This window comes from Pseudomonas agarici (genome assembly GCF_001543125.1).
Taxonomy (GTDB): Bacteria; Pseudomonadota; Gammaproteobacteria; order Pseudomonadales; family Pseudomonadaceae; genus Aquipseudomonas; species Aquipseudomonas agarici.
This window is the reverse complement of the sequence record NZ_CP014135.1, coordinates 2,399,026-2,415,277: the sequence shown is the minus strand read 5'-3', so window position 1 is coordinate 2,415,277 and position 16,252 is coordinate 2,399,026. Positions and strand designations below refer to the sequence as shown.

General features: G+C 59.5%; 14 protein-coding genes. 6 read left to right on the top strand and 8 right to left on the bottom strand.

Going from position 1 to position 16,252, the window contains the following annotated elements:
- Nucleotides 1-32 precede the first annotated feature (32 nt).
- A complete protein-coding gene (locus tag AWM79_RS10625) occupies nucleotides 33-791 on the bottom strand; it encodes a thioesterase II family protein (RefSeq protein WP_017131833.1) in 759 nt (252 codons plus the stop codon).
- 300 nt (nucleotides 792-1,091) lie between these two features.
- Between AWM79_RS10625 and AWM79_RS10620 the strand changes: the two genes are divergently transcribed.
- Nucleotides 1,092-1,640, top strand: coding sequence for an RNA polymerase factor sigma-70 (locus AWM79_RS10620; protein ID WP_026013162.1), 549 nt, complete (start codon nucleotides 1,092-1,094; stop codon nucleotides 1,638-1,640).
- Between the two features lie 18 nt (nucleotides 1,641-1,658).
- On the opposite strand, the gene AWM79_RS10615 is transcribed toward AWM79_RS10620, so the two are convergent.
- Together AWM79_RS10615 and AWM79_RS10610 are read right to left on the bottom strand one after the other, a co-directional pair.
- On the bottom strand, nucleotides 1,659-2,672 hold the full coding sequence (locus tag AWM79_RS10615; RefSeq protein WP_017131831.1) for a GNAT family N-acetyltransferase: 1,014 nt from the start codon (nucleotides 2,670-2,672) through the stop codon (nucleotides 1,659-1,661).
- A gap of 85 nt (nucleotides 2,673-2,757) precedes the next feature.
- Nucleotides 2,758-3,516 carry a substrate-binding periplasmic protein gene (locus tag AWM79_RS10610; protein ID WP_017131830.1) on the bottom strand — a complete coding sequence of 253 codons (759 nt, stop codon included), beginning with the start codon at nucleotides 3,514-3,516 and terminating at the stop codon, nucleotides 2,758-2,760.
- 410 nt (nucleotides 3,517-3,926) lie between these two features.
- On the opposite strand from AWM79_RS10610, the gene AWM79_RS10605 reads away from it, so the two are divergent.
- Both AWM79_RS10605 and ppnP read left to right on the top strand, forming a co-directional pair.
- Complete coding sequence (locus AWM79_RS10605; RefSeq protein WP_060783970.1) at nucleotides 3,927-4,469, top strand: 3'-5' exonuclease; 543 nt, start codon at nucleotides 3,927-3,929, stop codon at nucleotides 4,467-4,469.
- 109 nt (nucleotides 4,470-4,578) lie between these two features.
- Nucleotides 4,579-4,860 (top strand): pyrimidine/purine nucleoside phosphorylase, encoded by a 282-nt coding sequence (ppnP, locus tag AWM79_RS10600; protein WP_017125714.1) that lies wholly within the window; start codon nucleotides 4,579-4,581, stop codon nucleotides 4,858-4,860.
- A 266-nt stretch (nucleotides 4,861-5,126) separates the two neighbouring features.
- Here ppnP and AWM79_RS10595 read toward each other — a convergent pair whose 3' ends face one another.
- Complete coding sequence (locus AWM79_RS10595; protein ID WP_060782786.1) at nucleotides 5,127-6,887, bottom strand: ABC transporter transmembrane domain-containing protein; 1,761 nt, start codon at nucleotides 6,885-6,887, stop codon at nucleotides 5,127-5,129.
- A 241-nt stretch (nucleotides 6,888-7,128) separates the two neighbouring features.
- Here AWM79_RS10595 and AWM79_RS25270 point away from each other — a divergent pair, with 241 nt between their 5' ends.
- A complete protein-coding gene (locus tag AWM79_RS25270) occupies nucleotides 7,129-7,305 on the top strand; it encodes a PA1571 family protein (protein WP_017131828.1) in 177 nt (58 codons plus the stop codon).
- Between the two features lie 58 nt (nucleotides 7,306-7,363).
- Here the strand turns inward: AWM79_RS25270 and pdxB are convergent, their stop codons facing one another.
- The 3 genes from pdxB to AWM79_RS10580 form a co-directional block, all read right to left on the bottom strand.
- A complete protein-coding gene (gene pdxB / locus AWM79_RS10590) occupies nucleotides 7,364-8,506 on the bottom strand; it encodes a 4-phosphoerythronate dehydrogenase PdxB (protein ID WP_060782785.1) in 1,143 nt (380 codons plus the stop codon).
- Nucleotides 8,507-8,622: 116 nt separating this feature from the next.
- Nucleotides 8,623-8,874, bottom strand: a complete 252-nt coding sequence (tusA, locus tag AWM79_RS10585; protein WP_017131826.1) for a sulfurtransferase TusA — start codon at nucleotides 8,872-8,874, stop codon at nucleotides 8,623-8,625.
- An 81-nt stretch (nucleotides 8,875-8,955) separates the two neighbouring features.
- Nucleotides 8,956-9,915, bottom strand: coding sequence for a terpene synthase family protein (locus tag AWM79_RS10580; protein ID WP_244159633.1), 960 nt, complete (start codon nucleotides 9,913-9,915; stop codon nucleotides 8,956-8,958).
- Nucleotides 9,916-10,274: 359 nt separating this feature from the next.
- Here AWM79_RS10580 and AWM79_RS10575 point away from each other — a divergent pair, with 359 nt between their 5' ends.
- Nucleotides 10,275-11,828, top strand: a complete 1,554-nt coding sequence (locus AWM79_RS10575) for a prenyltransferase/squalene oxidase repeat-containing protein (protein ID WP_060782783.1) — start codon at nucleotides 10,275-10,277, stop codon at nucleotides 11,826-11,828.
- Here the strand turns inward: AWM79_RS10575 and rlmM are convergent.
- Complete coding sequence (rlmM, locus tag AWM79_RS10570) at nucleotides 11,812-12,879, bottom strand: 23S rRNA (cytidine(2498)-2'-O)-methyltransferase RlmM (RefSeq protein WP_060782782.1); 1,068 nt, start codon at nucleotides 12,877-12,879, stop codon at nucleotides 11,812-11,814. The two genes, AWM79_RS10575 and rlmM, sit on opposite strands and share 17 nt — an antisense overlap.
- Before the next feature lie 410 nt (nucleotides 12,880-13,289).
- On the opposite strand from rlmM, the gene acnA reads away from it, so the two are divergent.
- Nucleotides 13,290-16,031, top strand: a complete 2,742-nt coding sequence (gene acnA, locus AWM79_RS10565; protein ID WP_060782781.1) for an aconitate hydratase AcnA — start codon at nucleotides 13,290-13,292, stop codon at nucleotides 16,029-16,031.
- The last annotated feature ends 221 nt before the right edge of the window (nucleotides 16,032-16,252 follow it).

Sequence of the window (16,252 nt, the reverse complement as noted above, 5' to 3'; positions counted from 1 at the left end):
GAAAGGGCTGTACGGGCGAACGCAGTACAGCTTCAGCTGGCGGCCTGGGCCCGTTGGCGAATCGCGCTATTGCGCCAACGCGCCAGATGCTCGTCGGCATAACGGCACAAGAGGCGCAAGAGCGCGGCTTGCTGATCGATCAGGTAGAAATGGTGGCCCTCGAACATATCCAGGGAAAAACCACCAGTAGTCTCCTCCTGCCAGTCGAGCAATTCATCGACGCGCACGCTGTCCTGCTTGCCACCGAAGACATGGATCGGCAGCGCCAGGGGGTCGCGCACGCCATAGCGGAAACTGCCGCAGAGCAGGAAATCGGCGCGCAGGATCGGCAACGTCAGGCGCATCAGCTCCTGATCGGCCAGGGCCTCCTGCGTCGTGCCCTGGAGCTCGCGCAGGCGCGTTATCAATTGTTCGTCGGTCTTCGCCTCGGCGTATTCGCTGACATCGCGCCTGGCCGGCCCGGCCGTTGCCGATGTGAACAACGCCAAGGGTGCCGGCAACCCTCGCTCCCGCAGCGCATGCGCCAGTTCGAAAGCCAGCAGGCCGCCCAGGCTGTGGCCGAACAGCGCGTAGGGACGCTCAAGTTCGGCACCGATTTCATCGGCCAGTTGCTCGGCCAACCGCGCGATGTCGTTCTGCAACGGCTCATCCATGCGCTTGCCACGTCCCGGTAACTCCAGGGGACACACTTGCAACCACTCGGGCAGGTTGCGTCGCCAGCGGCTGTAGACCACGGCGCTGGCGCCGGAATAGGGAAGGCAGAACAGGCGAAGGTTCAAAGAGGTGCTCATGCCCAGCCACCGTTGCGATTAACCATTGCGCCCTCCTCACGGGTATCGATCCTGAACCGGGTCGCTTACCCGGCCTATCACCCATGAGAACGGATGGCACTGGCAAATAATTAGTCCGCCAGACTGGCGGAACAACGACCGCCGAAAGCCCGGAAGCGAGCGTCATATTTCGGTAACGCACCGCAAAGCATTATTAATTCTACTTCGCAATTGACAATCATTATCATTAATAATAATTTGTCTCTCGATGTGTAACCAGCCGCTTACAGACCTCGACCTATTCGCTACCAGGTAATTTCCATGACGGAACAAGTATCCACAAGCAGGTGTGATTCACCATTGCTCCAGGCTTTTGTCGACAATCGTCTGATCCTGGTCAAGATCGCCGCGCGCATCACCGGCTGTCGTTCACGGGCCGAGGATGTGGTGCAGGATGCTTTTTTCCGATTGCAATCGGCACCGAGGATCACCTCCTCGTTCAAGGCCCAGCTCAGCTACCTGTTCCAGATCGTGCGTAACCTGGCGATCGATCACTATCGTAAGCAGGCGTTGGAACTGAAGTATTCGGGGCCGGAGGAGGAAGGGTTGAATGTGGTCGTCCACGGCGCTTCACCGGAAACCTCGCACATCAACTTCTCGACGCTTGAGCATATCGCCGATGCGCTGACCGAGCTGCCCCAGCGCACCCGCTATGCCTTCGAGATGTATCGCCTGCACGGCGTGCCGCAGAAGGACATCGCCAAGGAACTGGGCGTATCGCCGACCCTGGTGAACTTCATGATCCGCGATGCACTGGTGCACTGCCGCAAGGTCTCGGGGACCCGCGGTGACAGCTTCGCCCGGCGCTAAGCCATTGCCTGTTTTTCATCAGGCCAGCGAACAGCGTTCAAAAAAACGTTCACGCCCCAGCATCATCAAAGCTGCGCGCTTGTGAGGAAAGTCGAACTCCTTCTCGCAGTGAAAACATTGGTTGTGCATATGAGCGATCATCTTGGCGTTGTCGGCACGCGGCTCGGCCACCACGCGCTGGGTACGTGGATCATCGAGAAACAGATAATGCACCAGTGCCGACAACCAACTGGCGACCTTGTGCGGACCGCGATGATTCTCCTCCCCCACCAGCATGTGAATACCCCGATCGTAGTCGGCAACCTCGTAGAACGGCGCGATCCGATCCTCCTTGGCCCAGTACGCCTCGAAATAAGCGAACGGTTGATCATCGAAACAGCCGATCAAGGTCAGGGTATGCGGGTCGGCCTCGAGCTTTTCGAGATACTCGCGATGTCGCTCGATACTCCCGCCTTCCTGCCAGAAATTGAGTACCCGTGGGTGGTTCTGCCAGCGATTGAAGCGCGCTACGTCGCGCTCGATCTCCACGGTGCGCAGGGATACCCAGGTACCGAGCCGGGCATCGAAACGGCGGTACACCTCGCCAAGGGGTTTTGGCTCGCGAAAGGGGTGGCGCCGACCAGCACTGAGGACCATCTGCTGCGGATAAGGAGCGCTGCGGGAGCGCCCCAGCCAAGGCTGCGGCAGTTGCCAGAACAGCGTTCGCTCACAGCGGTATTCGCCGCTGATCGACGTCGCCAGCAATAAGCCGGTGGACAAGGCTTCATAGGGTGATTGCGGCAATTGCCACAGCAGTTGCTGACAGTCCGGGTCGCTGGCGAATAACCAGTAGCAGGCTGCCCACAAGGCCTGGGGATCGGGCTGTCGCTCGTCCTGTTCAAGGGCAATCCGCAACGTTGCCTTGCGCCTCAGTACCAGCCGGATCAGCGGCTGTCCCTCCAGCGTCAGGCTCAATCGGCCAGCGGTTTCATCGGCACCCAGGTGAACGCCCGAAGGCAGCGGCAAGGTGGTCAGCTCTTGGAGATAGGACATGAATGGGGCTCACGATAATCATCGAGGATACAGGTAAAGAAACGTGAGCGAGGAAGGCAAATTTAAGCGCCAGACAACCACTTCATCAGGGCTTGGCAGCGGTCGCATGGACGGCAGACATGACCTCGATGCGATAAGGCTGGAAGATCTTCATCAATTGGCCATTGTCACGCAGCCGCTGCAGCAACTGGCCGAACGCCTCGGCGCTGATCGGTGCCTTCGGCCGCAACAGGGCGTAGTGGTGATAGATCTGGTCAATGCGCTCGGAAATCAGCAACTCCTTGGCGACTCCCGGATTACGACTCAGGTAGTCGAACAGGTAGGAACGGGTGACCAACGCGATATCCGCCCGGCCGCGCAGCACCATCAGCAGGTTGCTGTCATGGGAATAGGTCAGCGTAGCGTTGTAGGTCTCGGCGAGGTACTTGGGGTCGGCATTGAACTGCGCGAACTCGTAGTGATAGCCGCTGAAGAGCGCGAGGCGCTTGTCTTTCAAGTCGGTAAAATAATCCTGGTCACGATCCGGCTTATTCTGGGCAACAAATATCTCGGCATCTTCCAGGCCCATGTCGACATTGACGTGGGCAATCGCGTTCCAGCCCCACTCCGGATTCTCGAAGATGGCCATGTCGGTACGACCGTCTTCGAAATCGCGAAAACGTCGGGGCACCGAGGTCGGCACCAGGACAAAGCGGTAGTCGCTCTGTAAGGCATTCAAGGCTTCGATCAGTTGCGGCAGCACACCGGTATCGGCCCCCTGCTCGGGTCGAATGGTGTAGGGTGGAAAGTGGGCGGCGCCGATCCTGACTTCTTGAGCGGCCGACACGGACTGAACCGCCAGCATCCCCAGCACCAACCCTAGAATTCGCAATGCCGTCCGTACTGGCGAAAGGTTCAAGGCCACGCACCTCAGAAAATACAATCGATGTTATTAAACTAAGCGCTTTCGACCACTTAGACAACGCCGCACCGATTAAATAATGACTTGCACAACGCGCACTTAGCTATCTGTGCAGGCCAGCATCAGGGCATCGTCAATCAGTTGCTTCGGCGTCGGACTGCCCCGGCGGGCAAAAACCTGGTGGCGCCCAGGATAAAGCCCCAGTCAGCGCACACCGGGTAACGAGTGCGCAGGGGCCGGAGCGATCAGGCCAAAAATCGGCAGATACGACGGCGACCGAATAAGCACCTAGGCGGATGCTTCGGCTTTGGCTACGCTTGATCCCGACTAGGATGCTGTCTTCGGAGCTCGATATGCCGCACTGGCTAGTGATTGATCTGGAAGCCACGACGGATGAAGGGGGCTGGCCGCTGGCGGAGATGGAAATCATCGAAATCGGTGCCACTCTGGTCAACCGCGAGGCCCGCGAGCAGGACCACTTCCAGCGTTTCGTGCGTCCCCTGCGCAGGCCACTGCTGACGCCCTTTTGCCGAAAACTGACGCATATCACCCAGGCTAACATCGACAGTGCAGCGCCGCTGACCGAGGTCTTGGAAGCATTCGAGCGCTGGCTCGGCCAACATCGGGAACGACTGGAGGGCTGGGCCAGTTGGGGCGATTATGACCGTCGACAATTGGAGCAGGATTGGCGACTCCTGCAACGGAGCAGCCTATTGAACCGGCTCCCTCACGCCAACCTCAAGCAACGTTTCGCCACGGCCCGTAAGTTGCAAAAACCTCCCGGTCTGAACACCGCCCTGCAACTGGCAGGCATGCAGTTCAGCGGGCAGCAGCACCGGGCGCTGGAAGACGCGCGCAATACCGCGCGGTTGTTACCGCTGATCCTGCCGAGCTGATGTCAGCTTTCCGCACAAACCTGCAACAGCGTCTTCAATGCGTGACGAGGCAAAAGCGCTTGGGCATACTGGTCGGCCAATTTTTTCAGCTCATTTCGAGGAGTCGCCCATGTTTAAAGTCAACGAGTACTTCGACGGCACCGTCAAGTCGATTGCCTTCGCACAAGCCGAAGGCGCGGCCACCATCGGCGTCATGGCTCCAGGCGAATACGAGTTCGGTACCGCCCAACGTGAAATCATGCACGTGGTGTCCGGCGCCCTGACCGTCAAGCTGCCTGACAGCAGCGACTGGGAAACCTTCGCCAGCGGCAGCCAATTCAACGTACCGGCCAACAGCAAGTTTCAGCTGAAAGTCGCCGTGGAAACCGCGTATCTGTGCGAATACCGCTGAGTCCGGGCGGGTAATACCAGAACGGCGCCCGCGGGCGCCGCTTTTGATGGGCCGGATTCAAGTCCCGCATCAGCGCTTGCGTGCGGCATCGCGAGCAGCAATGCATCGAGCATGAACTCAACGATTGCCCCAACCGCTCGCTGATATCGGCAACCAGCGAAAACATGCGGAGGGTCAACGTCAAGGGCGGCTGATAACGGATCATATCCTCGTCCGACTAGCCATCATGGGGAATCATAATGCCCGATCATGCAAGCTGCGGCCTATCAATGTTCAACAGTATTGAACTGCAACGCCGCCAGCCGTGCATACAAAGGGTTGCTCGCAATCAGTTCGGCGTGGCTACCGACCGCCACCAGCTTGCCCTGATCCATCACCGCAATCCGGTCGGCGTTCTGCACCGTGGCCAGGCGGTGGGCGATCACTAGAGTGGTGCGGCCTTGCATCAGGTTGGGCAGGGCTTGCTGGATCAGGTGTTCGCTCTGGGCATCGAGGGCGCTGGTGGCTTCGTCCAACAGCAGGATCGGCGCATCCACCAATAATGCCCGCGCAATCGCCAGGCGTTGGCGCTGGCCGCCGGACAGGCCCAGACCGCCATCGCCCAGATGGGTCCGGTAGCCGTCGGGCATCTGCAGGATGAAATCGTGGGCATGGGCGATCCGCGCCGCCGCGCGAACCTGCTCGTCGCTGGCCGTCGGGTTGCCGTAGCGGATGTTCTCCTCGACGCTGCCGAAAAACAGCGCCGGACTTTGCGATACCAGGGCAAAACAGCGCCGTAGGTCAAGCGGGTCGAGCTGGGTCAGGGGTTGCCCATCGAGCAGCAAGCGTCCCTGCTGCGGGTCGTGGAAACGCAGCAACAGGTCGAACAGGGTCGACTTGCCCGCTCCCGAGGGTCCCACCAGGGCCAGGGTCTCACCGGCCTTGACGGTCAGGTCGAGGCCGTCGATGGCGTAGCTGTCAGGTCGTGACGGATAACTGAAACGCAGGTTCTCCAGCACCAGGTTACCGTTGACCCGTTCGGCCAGCTGTACCAGACCACTGGCCGGCGCGGTGATCTCGTTGTTCGAGCGCAGCAATTGGCCGATACGCTCCGCCGCCCCTGCCGCCCGTTGCAGTTCGCCGATCACCTCGCTGAGGGTGCCGAAGGCGCTACCGACGATGAGGCTGTAGAAGACAAAGGCCGCCAGTTCACCGTTAGAGATGGTGCCGGCGATCACGTCCATGCCGCCGACCCAGAGCATCACGCCGACCGCCCCGAGCACCAGCACGATCACCAGGGTAATCAGCCAGGCACGCTGGACAATACGCTGGCGCGCAGTTTGGAAGGCCTGCTCGACGGTCACCGCAAAGCGCTGCTGGTCCTGCATCTGGTGGTTGTAGGCCTGCACGGTCTTGATTTGGCCCAGGGTTTCGGACACATAGCTGCCGACATCGGCGATACGGTCCTGGCTCAGGCGCGACAGACTGCGCACCCGTCGTCCGAAGATCAGGATCGGCGCCAGTACCAGGGGCAAGGTAACCACCACGATACTGGTCAGCTTGGGGTTGGTGATAAACAACAGTACCACGCCACCGATAACCATCAGCGTGTTGCGCAGGAACAGCGACAAGGAGGAGCCGATCACCGACTGCAGCAAGGTCGTGTCGGCGGTCAATCGCGACTGGATCTCCGAGCTGCGATTGTTCTCGTAGAACCCCGGATGCAGGTAGATCAGGTGGTTGAAGACCTGTCGACGAATGTCGGCCACTACCCGTTCGCCGATCCACGACACCAGGTAGAAGCGCGCGAACGTACCGACCGCCAGGCCCAGCACCAGCAGCAGGAACAGGCCGATGGATTGGTTGAGCAGGTCCGGCGACTGGGTCATGAAGCCCTGGTCCACCAGCAGGCGAATACCCTGGCCCATGGACAAGGTGATGCCGGCGGTGACGATCAGCGCCAGCAAGGCACCGATGGCCTGCCAGCGATAAGGCGCGACAAAACGGCTGGCCAGGCGGATGGCCCGGCGTTGGTGAGCTGAAAGCATGAAGGCGGATCCATGAGGGAATGAACAGAGCCTACACCGAAGTTCGGCTGAACTTTCGCAAACGCAATCAATCAGGTGAATGATGACCGCGAGCGCCAGCGCCCGGTGGCCTGACACTCAACCGGCGACAATGTGCCCTTTCGATTGCCCTACTTAATACAGCCTTATGTGGTAGAGGGTTGTCACAGCCCGGTCATGCCACGGTTATACACTTGCCAAGCACCTGATGAGGAGACAGGCCATGGACTTGCAACACAACACCCACCGGATCCCCGTGATTCGTCATCCCAAGCCCGAAACATTGGGCTGCGCGGTTATCGACGCAGCCGGGCGCGAAATTCCGATCACCGAAGAAATGATCCAGAAAGCCTGCCGCGAACTGGAACCGCAATTGGACAAGCCTACGCCGCAAAACTGACAGCCCGAAGGCTTTTATCGACCCGGTCTTGATACCAGGTTTTTTCTGTCCGGCGCTATCAGACCAACACCGCGCCCAGGGCCAGGACCATCTGCCGCAACGCCACGGACTCGCCGTTGATCTTCACCGACAGCCCTTCGATTTCACGTCGCTCGGGGTAGTGCTTGCGCAACAGGTCGAACGCCACCCGTTGTGCGGCCACATTGCCGGTCAGGCTGCGGCGAAAATCCGCGTCGTCACGGCGCGGGTCGTACACCGCGCGACAGATCATCGCCATGGCCCAGGCCGGGTCTGTGTCGGCATCGAGGGTGATTTGCGCCAATGCCGGCTTGGGCAGCAGGTCGTCGAGGCTGACCACCGGCGCCTGGTCGATAAAGGCGCAGTAGGCCTGGTAGATCTGCGCCGTGCCACGCTGCTTGCCGTCGAGGCTGTAGCCCGCGATATGCGGCGAACCGAGTACGCAGAGTTCTGCCAGTTCGATGTCCACCTGCGGCTCGGCTTCCCACACGTCAAGCACTGCTTGCAGGTCTTCGCGCTCCAGCAGTACGTCGCGCAAAGCGGCGTTATCCACCACTGGACCACGGGCGGCATTGATCAACCAGGTGCCGGGCTTGAGTTGCTCCAGCCGTTGGCGATCCAGCAGGTGCCAGGTCGACATTGCCCCGGAACGGGTCAGGGGCGTATGCAGGCTGATCACGTCGCACTGCTCGATGATCTGTTCCAGCTCGACATAATCCCCGCCCTCGACCGCCTGGCGTGGTGGGTCGCACACCAGTACCTTCCAGCCCAAGCCGCGCAAAACCTTGATCAGGCGCCCGCCGACTTCGCCGGCACCGATCACGCCATAGGTACGCCGGGACAGTTCGGCGCCCTCGATCTCGGCCAGGGTCAACAAGCTGCCCAGCACGTAGTCGACCACGCCACGAGCGTTGCAGCCGGGTGCGCTGGACCAGTGGATCGCGGCCTCCTGGAAATAATCCAGGTCCAGGTGATCGGTACCGATGGTGCAGGTGCCGACAAACCGCACCGCACTGCCTTCGAGCAGCTCACGGCTGACCGGGGTCACCGAGCGCACCAGCAGCACATCCGCCTCGGCCACCGCCGCACGATCGATGGCGCGCCCCGGCAGGCGGCGGATCTCGCCGAAACCGGCAAAAAAGGCATCGATCAACGGGATATTCTCATCGGCAACAATCAGCATGGCAGGCTCCTTTCGCGGACCCGCAGTGTGGCGCAGATCGTCAGCCACGGCCAGTCGGCGATTGGCCTGGGATTAGAAAGTTCATCCCGTGCGCCTACACCAAGTGTCCTTCGTTCCTAACCGAGTTTCTTGCGGATCCAATACAGATAAGTACCGGCTTCTTCCCGCTGTTCCACCAGTTGGTGATCAAGGAACACACAAAACTTGGGGATATCGCGGCGGGTCGACGGGTCGGTGGCAATCACCTTGAGCAGGCCACCGGGCTGCAAGTCGCGGATATGCTGGTGCAGCATCATTACCGGCTCGGGGCAGTTGAGGCCGGTGGCATCGAGGGTGCCGTCAACGTTGGGGTCGTGGGACTGGGTCATACTTCACTCCTGAAACCAGACCGACATTGTCGCGCAAACCACAACGTGACGTCACCTATCACGGCCTTTATCAACCCTCATTCATCCGGCACGCGCCGGATCGTAGTGCCACCACCAGGCGATAGCAGCAATGGGCAACGGTTCGATGCTCTCATCCAACGGTCTGTCCGCCAGCTCTCCACCCTCCAGGCAGATCTCACCATCAAGTCCATTGAGAAAAATATAGCGCGGATTGTTCAAGTGCCACTTGAGCACGCCACTGATGTAGTAACTCAAGCGCTCGACATAGCGCCTGATCGCAGGAGTTCCCTCCTCGATCAGTTGCTCTTGCAGCCGCATAAACAATCCCTGGACCCGATCTCGCATACGAATCGCTGACATAATAGCGTCCTCTACCGAACAGCCCTGCGTCCGCCTGATGACATCGATCAGGTTATGCCCACGCTTATCACGACTACGCATCATCTCCTTGGGAAAAGAGAACAAATCGTTATCCCAGGTCGCAAAAGTCGCGGCCATTTCAGTCAATGCCATGACCGGCCGACTCGCCAACTCTCCCTCACTGATGTCAATACGCGGAACCACATAACAGAACGGTGGAAATGTCATGCCTCCGCCGCCAAAAAGACGCTGAATGATGTAGTCGTTCAATGACGGCTGCAAACTGACCGATTTCCACATTTCAGCCATGAAGTAGGTGCGCATGACCGAGACGAAACGTGAAGCATGGAGCGGCAGACCGTGTGCCTGCATTCGAATCCGGATGTCTCTCAAGGCCATCCCATATCGGTCCTGCGTATCCAGTGGCAACTCGGGAGACTCCAGATGTCTCTGGATCCGGCTTGTCGTGTCAATCAATGCCCGGGTGTCCTGACTCTCGGGACCTTCGTCGCACACCTCATCGTCGTAGGCAAATGTCCACATCATATAGTCGGTGCCGATCTGTACCAGCTCATCCGATCCTTCTGGATAGATCATGCCGCACAACTCCCCAATTCCGCTGACTTCCAGGCGTCGGCGCTGCAGATCATCGGCGAACAACTTCCAACGCTCCATCCAGGTCGTGCAGCGAGGTAACAACAGATCGGTATTCGGGTGTCGAGCATGCGGAAGTGGGCAATAAACAGGGGGCAATCTGACAGGCCGCATCGTGGATGCTCCGCTCAAGAAAAGTAACAACCCGAGCAGCAAACACCTTTGACAAATAACACGTCAACGAAATTAACGAAATAAGCCGACTGCCAGCAGCTTATTAACAAATATAAAAAATAACTAAAGGCACTTAAAAACAATCTCCTATCTCAAAAAATTCTACGCCTCGATTTAACACGATTACTTAATTCAAAAAAATGACGTTATTCTCAGCCGAACAACCACCATGTAGAAAAATGAGCATGAGGATGTCCGTCGCAAAGGGCTCTCTCATATCATCCATTGACCGTTGCATTCGCCAGGTGAGCGATCATCTGCAGACAGGGATCGATGATCGAGGTGCCGTCAATCAGCGTTGCCGAAGCCGGATACTGGAATCGGTGCTGATGCTGCACCTGTTGCGCCAGACGAAACGTTATCCCGCCGCGCAGGATCGGCTGCTCTCGTTTCTGCGCGAGCGCCATCGGGCGGTTGGCAACAACCAACTGGACAATCTGCTGCTGGACGCCTTCCTGAGCGCAACTCCCAGCCGAGTGGAAGAGTTTGTCGCCCTGGCTCCCGAGCACTTGGCCACCCCGCGCAAACGCTGGATGTTATCGACTTGTCTGGCCCTGTCGGGCGCCTGCTCCTATCTGCCCGATGCCGACATTGGCGCTATCCACTATGAAAACCAGGTCTCCTGGGTCGGCATGATGTTGTGTGCAATCAAGATAGTGAATGCTTGCGCAAGGCAACGCCAGGCGCTGCTGGAGCCAAGGGACTGTCAGTTCCTGATTGATCAACTGGAGCATGGCAGCCAGCGGGAACTCTGGGAGGGCAATCTCCTGGCCCATCTCTGGGCCATCCTGGCCCTGCATGCACTCGAACCGGCGCATCCGTTGATTGACAATGGCCTCATTATTATCCTCGACAACCACAACCCGGACGGTGGACTGCCTTTTATCAGCCACATGACTGTCTACCTGACAGCCTTCGCCGGCATCGCCCTGAAGAACGCGGATGGCCCCTCGTCCAGGCTTGGACAGATGGCCGACTACCTCGCGAAACAGCAAACGCCCAATGGCGGCTGGTCCTACAGTGAAGGAGTGCGGCAGACCGATGTTGATTGCACGTGCTGTGTCATCGACTATCTGTTTTCGATTGCACCGCAGCGCCATGCCCGAACGATAAAACATGGTCTGGCCTATCTGTCAGCCATGGCCAACCCAGACGGCGGCTTTCCCACCTACCGGCGTCAACAACCGTCGGAAGTCACGATGACCGCGAATGCGCTCATCGCCTTTACTCCACACTGGCAAGCCCATGCCGATGTGCTGGTTGCGGCCCTCGGATTCCTGCTCCACGCGCAAGCACCGGGCGATGCCTTCGAGCGCAGTTGGAGTTTGAGCGAAACCTTCGCCATTTCCCGGGTAGTTTCAGCCCTGAAGCAAGCCCCGAATGCCTGCACTCACACCCTACACGGCGCTATCGATGCCGTGTACGAAAAGGCCACCCGGTATCTGCTGGCCGCACGGAATCCGGATGGTGGTTGGGGCCACACTCCGGGCAAATCCAGCGATGTCATCAGTTGCGCCCATGGATTATGTGCCGCGGCACTACTGAACCATGACGGTCTGATGGAAGGCGGTTGGCATTATCTTCAAACCCGGCAGTTGGCAGATGGCGGTTTCATCTCGATTCCCGATCAGGCAGGTCCACGCCCTTTTGCCTACGACTTCCCGATTCTGGCAAATATCTTTGCATTGAACGCTTTGGCCGAGTTGCGCCGATCCCGTATTGCCAGTATCAAGTCTTCTTTTTGACATCCAGTCGACGCAGGTGGCAGGTCACTTCCTCACGGTCGTGATACAACTGCTTGCAGCCTATCGCCACCTTGATACCACGGGCCTTGAAGCCGGCCTCGATACGCTCCAGAAGACGCCGGACCTCGGCATAACGCTGCTTCATCGGTAGTTTGAGGTTGACCACCGCTTCGCGGCAATGGCCTTCGCCGATCCAGGTCTCCAGCAACGCCGCGTTGCGTGCCGGCTTCTCGACGATGTCGCAGACCATCCAATCCACTGGCTGCTTGGGTTTGAAGGTGAAGCCGTCGGCCATCAAGTGCTGCACCAGCCCTGTGTCCATCAAGCTTTCGGCCATCGGGCCGTTGTCGATGGCGGTCACCAGCATGCCGCGATTGACCAGTTGCCAGGTCCAGCCGCCGGGAGCCGCGCCGAGATCGACGCCGGTCATGTCGCCATTGAGCCGTTCTTCCCACTGATCGCGGGGAATGAAGTGATGCCAGGCCTCCTCCAGCTTGAGAGTTGAACGGCTCGGGGCGTCCTTGGGAAACTTCAGGCGCGCAATGCCCATCGGCCACATCGCCGAATTATCCGCCTCGGCCATGCCGAGAAAGACTTCCCTGCCGCTCTTGAACGTCAGCAACAAGCGCGGCTTACCGGCATCTTCCACTAGTTTGCCGGCCTGGATCAGGGCTTTGCGCAACGGACCTTCGAACTTTTTGCAGAAATTCGACAGTTCCTTGCCGTCGTTGGTATCCACCACCTCCAGCCAGAGGCTACCGCAGCGTGGAAACGTCGCCAGTTGGGCGAGAATCACGCTGATACGGTCGGTTTCCGGCAAGTCGATAAAACTGCCTCGGGCCCACTGGCGCGGGAAAATCAGTTCGGCAAAGCGCAGGCCGGCCATCAGCCGCACAGCGCCGTCATCTTCGCTGCAGACAAATTCGGCATAGGCGCTGCCGGCCCTGGCCTTGGCATAACCTACGACGTTGAGGTTCGCGGCATGCTCGGATATCTCGGAACAGACTTCGCCTTCGAAGCCGGGCCGGCAGTGCATAAAGAGGGTGTTCACAAAAAAATCCTGGGCTGGGCAACTGTAACGACGAGGCTTGAGGGCATCTTGCGGACTTTCCCGCCCCATCGCCGGCAAGCGGGCGCGTACAAACGCGAACCTGTCACTTAAACCCGCGCATGATAGCCGAGTTCACAACCTAGTGGCCTGTACGGTGAGTAGGTGATCAAGTACGGCTGACACACGGCCATGGCCGAGGCGCTGTCACCCGTCACAGCCCGCTATGGCGAGGAACCGCAACGCCCGTCGGAGGCCGGTGGCGCCGAAATTGACTCACAGAAGTCGCCAGACAGACCACTGGGATTGCCCCATAGTATCCAGTGATTAGCCAAATCTGCCGATCGGAGCTAGATTCAAGGCTCAGTTCGTTCCACCCGGCCCGTGCCGTGCGGGCCTCAAGGAGTCATTTCATGTCATCCCTCGATAGCCTGAAAACCCTTAGCACCCTGAAGGTAGGCAACAAGACCTACCACTACTTCAGCCTGCCCCAAGCCGCCCAGTCACTCGGCGACTTGGACAAGCTACCGATGTCGCTCAAGGTACTGCTGGAAAACCTACTGCGCTGGGAGGACGGCAAGACCGTCTCCGGTACTGACCTCAAGGCACTCGCCGCCTGGCTCACGACACGCAGCTCCGACCGGGAAATCCAATACCGCCCGGCCCGGGTCCTGATGCAGGACTTCACCGGTGTGCCGGCGGTGGTCGACCTGGCCGCCATGCGGGCCGCCGTGGCCAAGGCCGGCGGCGATCCACAGCGGATCAACCCGCTGTCGCCAGTCGACTTGGTGATCGATCACTCGGTGATGGTCGACAAGTTCGCCACGGCGGCGGCGTTCGGCCAGAACGTCGATATCGAGATGGAGCGCAATGGCGAACGCTATGCCTTCCTGCGTTGGGGCCAGAGCGCCTTCGACAACTTCAGCGTGGTGCCGCCGGGCACCGGGATCTGCCATCAGGTCAACCTCGAATACCTGGCGCGCACGGTCTGGACCAAGGACGAGGACGAGCGCACCTATGCTTTTCCCGACACGCTGGTCGGCACCGACTCCCACACCACCATGATCAACGGCCTCGGCGTGCTCGGTTGGGGCGTCGGCGGCATCGAGGCGGAAGCGGCGATGCTTGGCCAGCCGGTGTCGATGCTGATTCCTGAAGTCATCGGCTTCAAGCTCACCGGCAAACTCAAGGAAGGCATCACCGCCACCGATCTGGTGCTGACGGTCACGCAGATGCTGCGCAAGAAAGGCGTGGTCGGCAAATTCGTCGAGTTCTACGGCGACGGCCTGGCCGACTTGCCCCTGGCGGACCGCGCGACCATCGCCAACATGGCCCCGGAATATGGGGCCACTTGCGGTTTCTTCCCGGTGGACGAGATCACCCTGGACTACCTGCGCTTGTCGGGCCGGTCGACCGCGACCGTAGATCTGGTGGAGGCCTACAGCAAAGTCCAGGGGCTCTGGCGCCTGCCGGGCAAGGAACCGCTGTTCAGCGACCACCTGGCACTTGACATGAGCAGCGTCGAGGCCAGCCTGGCTGGGCCAAAACGCCCGCAGGACCGGGTCTCGCTGCCGAATGTCGCCCAGGCTTTCAACGATTTCATCGGCCTGCAACTCAAACCCGCCAGCAAGGAGGAAGGTCGATTGGAAAGCGAAGGCGGCGGCGGTGTCGCCGTCGGCAATGCGGATCAGCTCGGCGGCGTGGACTACAGCCATGAAGGCCATACCTACCGCCTGAAGGACGGCGCGGTGGTGATTGCCGCCATCACCTCCTGCACCAACACCTCCAACCCCAGCGTGATGATGGCCGCCGGACTGGTCGCGAAGAAGGCCGTGGAGAAAGGCCTGAAACGCCAGCCCTGGGTCAAAAGCTCCCTCGCTCCCGGCTCCAAGGTGGTCACCGACTACTACAAGGCCGCCGGCCTCACCCGTTACCTCGATGAGCTGGGTTTTGCCCTGGTGGGTTACGGTTGCACCACCTGCATCGGCAACTCCGGGCCGCTGCCGGAGCCGATCGAAAAGGCCATTCAGCAATCGGACCTCACCGTCGCCTCGGTGCTTTCCGGCAACCGTAACTTCGAAGGTCGGGTGCATCCGTTGGTCAAGACCAACTGGCTGGCCTCGCCGCCGCTGGTGGTAGCCTACGCGCTGGCAGGTAGCGTGCGCATCGATATTAGCCGTGACCCGTTGGGCACCGGCAGCGACGGCAAGCCGGTGTACTTGCGCGATATCTGGCCGAGCCAGAAGGAAATCGCCGACGCCGTCGCCCAGGTCGATACCGCGATGTTCCACAAGGAATATGCCGAGGTGTTTGCCGGTGACGCCCAGTGGCAGGCGATCGAAGTACCGCAGGCCGCCACCTATGTCTGGCAGAAAGACTCGACCTATATCCAGCACCCGCCGTTCTTCGATGATATCGCCGGTCCCCCACCTGTAGTCGAAGACATCCACGGTGCCCGGGTGCTGGCGCTACTGGGGGATTCGGTGACCACCGACCATATCTCCCCCGCTGGCAATATCAAGGCCGACAGCCCGGCCGGTCGCTACCTGCGCGAACAAGGCGTGGAACCGCGGGACTTCAACTCCTACGGCTCGCGACGCGGTAACCATGAGGTGATGATGCGCGGCACTTTCGCCAATATCCGCATCCGCAATGAAATGCTCGGTGGCGAGGAAGGTGGCAATACCCTGCATGTGCCTTCGGGCGAAAAGCTGGCGATCTACGATGCCGCCATGCGCTACCAGGCCCAAGGCACGCCGCTGGTGGTGATTGCCGGCCAGGAATACGGCACCGGTTCCAGCCGCGACTGGGCGGCCAAGGGTACCAACCTACTGGGCGTCAAGGCGGTGATCGCCGAGAGCTTCGAGCGTATCCATCGCTCCAACCTGGTCGGCATGGGCGTGCTGCCGCTGCAATTTAAACTCGACCAGAACCGCAAGAGCCTGAAGCTCACTGGCAAGGAAACCTTGAGTATCAAGGGTCTGAGCGGCGCCGAACTGCAACCGCGGATGAACTTGTCGCTGACCTTGACCCGTGAGGACGGCAGTCAGGAAAAAATCGACGTGTTATGTCGGATCGACACGCTTAACGAAGTGGAATACTTCAAAGCCGGGGGCATCCTGCACTATGTGCTGCGGCAACTGATTGCTTCCTGATTATCCCCTAACATGTGACGCGAATACGCACCGGCATTGGCCGGCGCGTATTCCAAGGCGCATTGATTACAACCGCCACCTTTAATTCCCGAATATTATCTTACAAGCAATCAAACGGCCTCTTTCTTTCATTAATACTTTTTCTCACGCACGAAAGTAACATCGCATAAACCTTGCGCACTTTAAATTAAATCTCGACCCCTTATAAAATGGAGACAGCA

What these genes read in the sequence shown, in the direction of transcription:
- AWM79_RS10625 (WP_017131833.1), bottom strand. Translation starts at nt 791, where the DNA reads ATGAGCACCTCTTTGAACCTTCGCCTGTTCTGCCTTCCCTATTCCGGC.
- AWM79_RS10620 (WP_026013162.1), top strand. Translation starts at nt 1,092, where the DNA reads ATGACGGAACAAGTATCCACAAGCAGGTGTGATTCACCATTGCTCCAG.
- AWM79_RS10615 (WP_017131831.1), bottom strand. Translation starts at nt 2,672, where the DNA reads ATGTCCTATCTCCAAGAGCTGACCACCTTGCCGCTGCCTTCGGGCGTT.
- AWM79_RS10610 (WP_017131830.1), bottom strand. Translation starts at nt 3,516, where the DNA reads ATGCTGGCGGTTCAGTCCGTGTCGGCCGCTCAAGAAGTCAGGATCGGC.
- AWM79_RS10605 (WP_060783970.1), top strand. Translation starts at nt 3,927, where the DNA reads ATGCCGCACTGGCTAGTGATTGATCTGGAAGCCACGACGGATGAAGGG.
- ppnP (WP_017125714.1), top strand. Translation starts at nt 4,579, where the DNA reads ATGTTTAAAGTCAACGAGTACTTCGACGGCACCGTCAAGTCGATTGCC.
- AWM79_RS10595 (WP_060782786.1), bottom strand. Translation starts at nt 6,887, where the DNA reads ATGCTTTCAGCTCACCAACGCCGGGCCATCCGCCTGGCCAGCCGTTTT.
- AWM79_RS25270 (WP_017131828.1), top strand. Translation starts at nt 7,129, where the DNA reads ATGGACTTGCAACACAACACCCACCGGATCCCCGTGATTCGTCATCCC.
- pdxB (WP_060782785.1), bottom strand. Translation starts at nt 8,506, where the DNA reads ATGCTGATTGTTGCCGATGAGAATATCCCGTTGATCGATGCCTTTTTT.
- tusA (WP_017131826.1), bottom strand. Translation starts at nt 8,874, where the DNA reads ATGACCCAGTCCCACGACCCCAACGTTGACGGCACCCTCGATGCCACC.
- AWM79_RS10575 (WP_060782783.1), top strand. Translation starts at nt 10,275, where the DNA reads ATGTCCGTCGCAAAGGGCTCTCTCATATCATCCATTGACCGTTGCATT.
- acnA (WP_060782781.1), top strand. Translation starts at nt 13,290, where the DNA reads ATGTCATCCCTCGATAGCCTGAAAACCCTTAGCACCCTGAAGGTAGGC.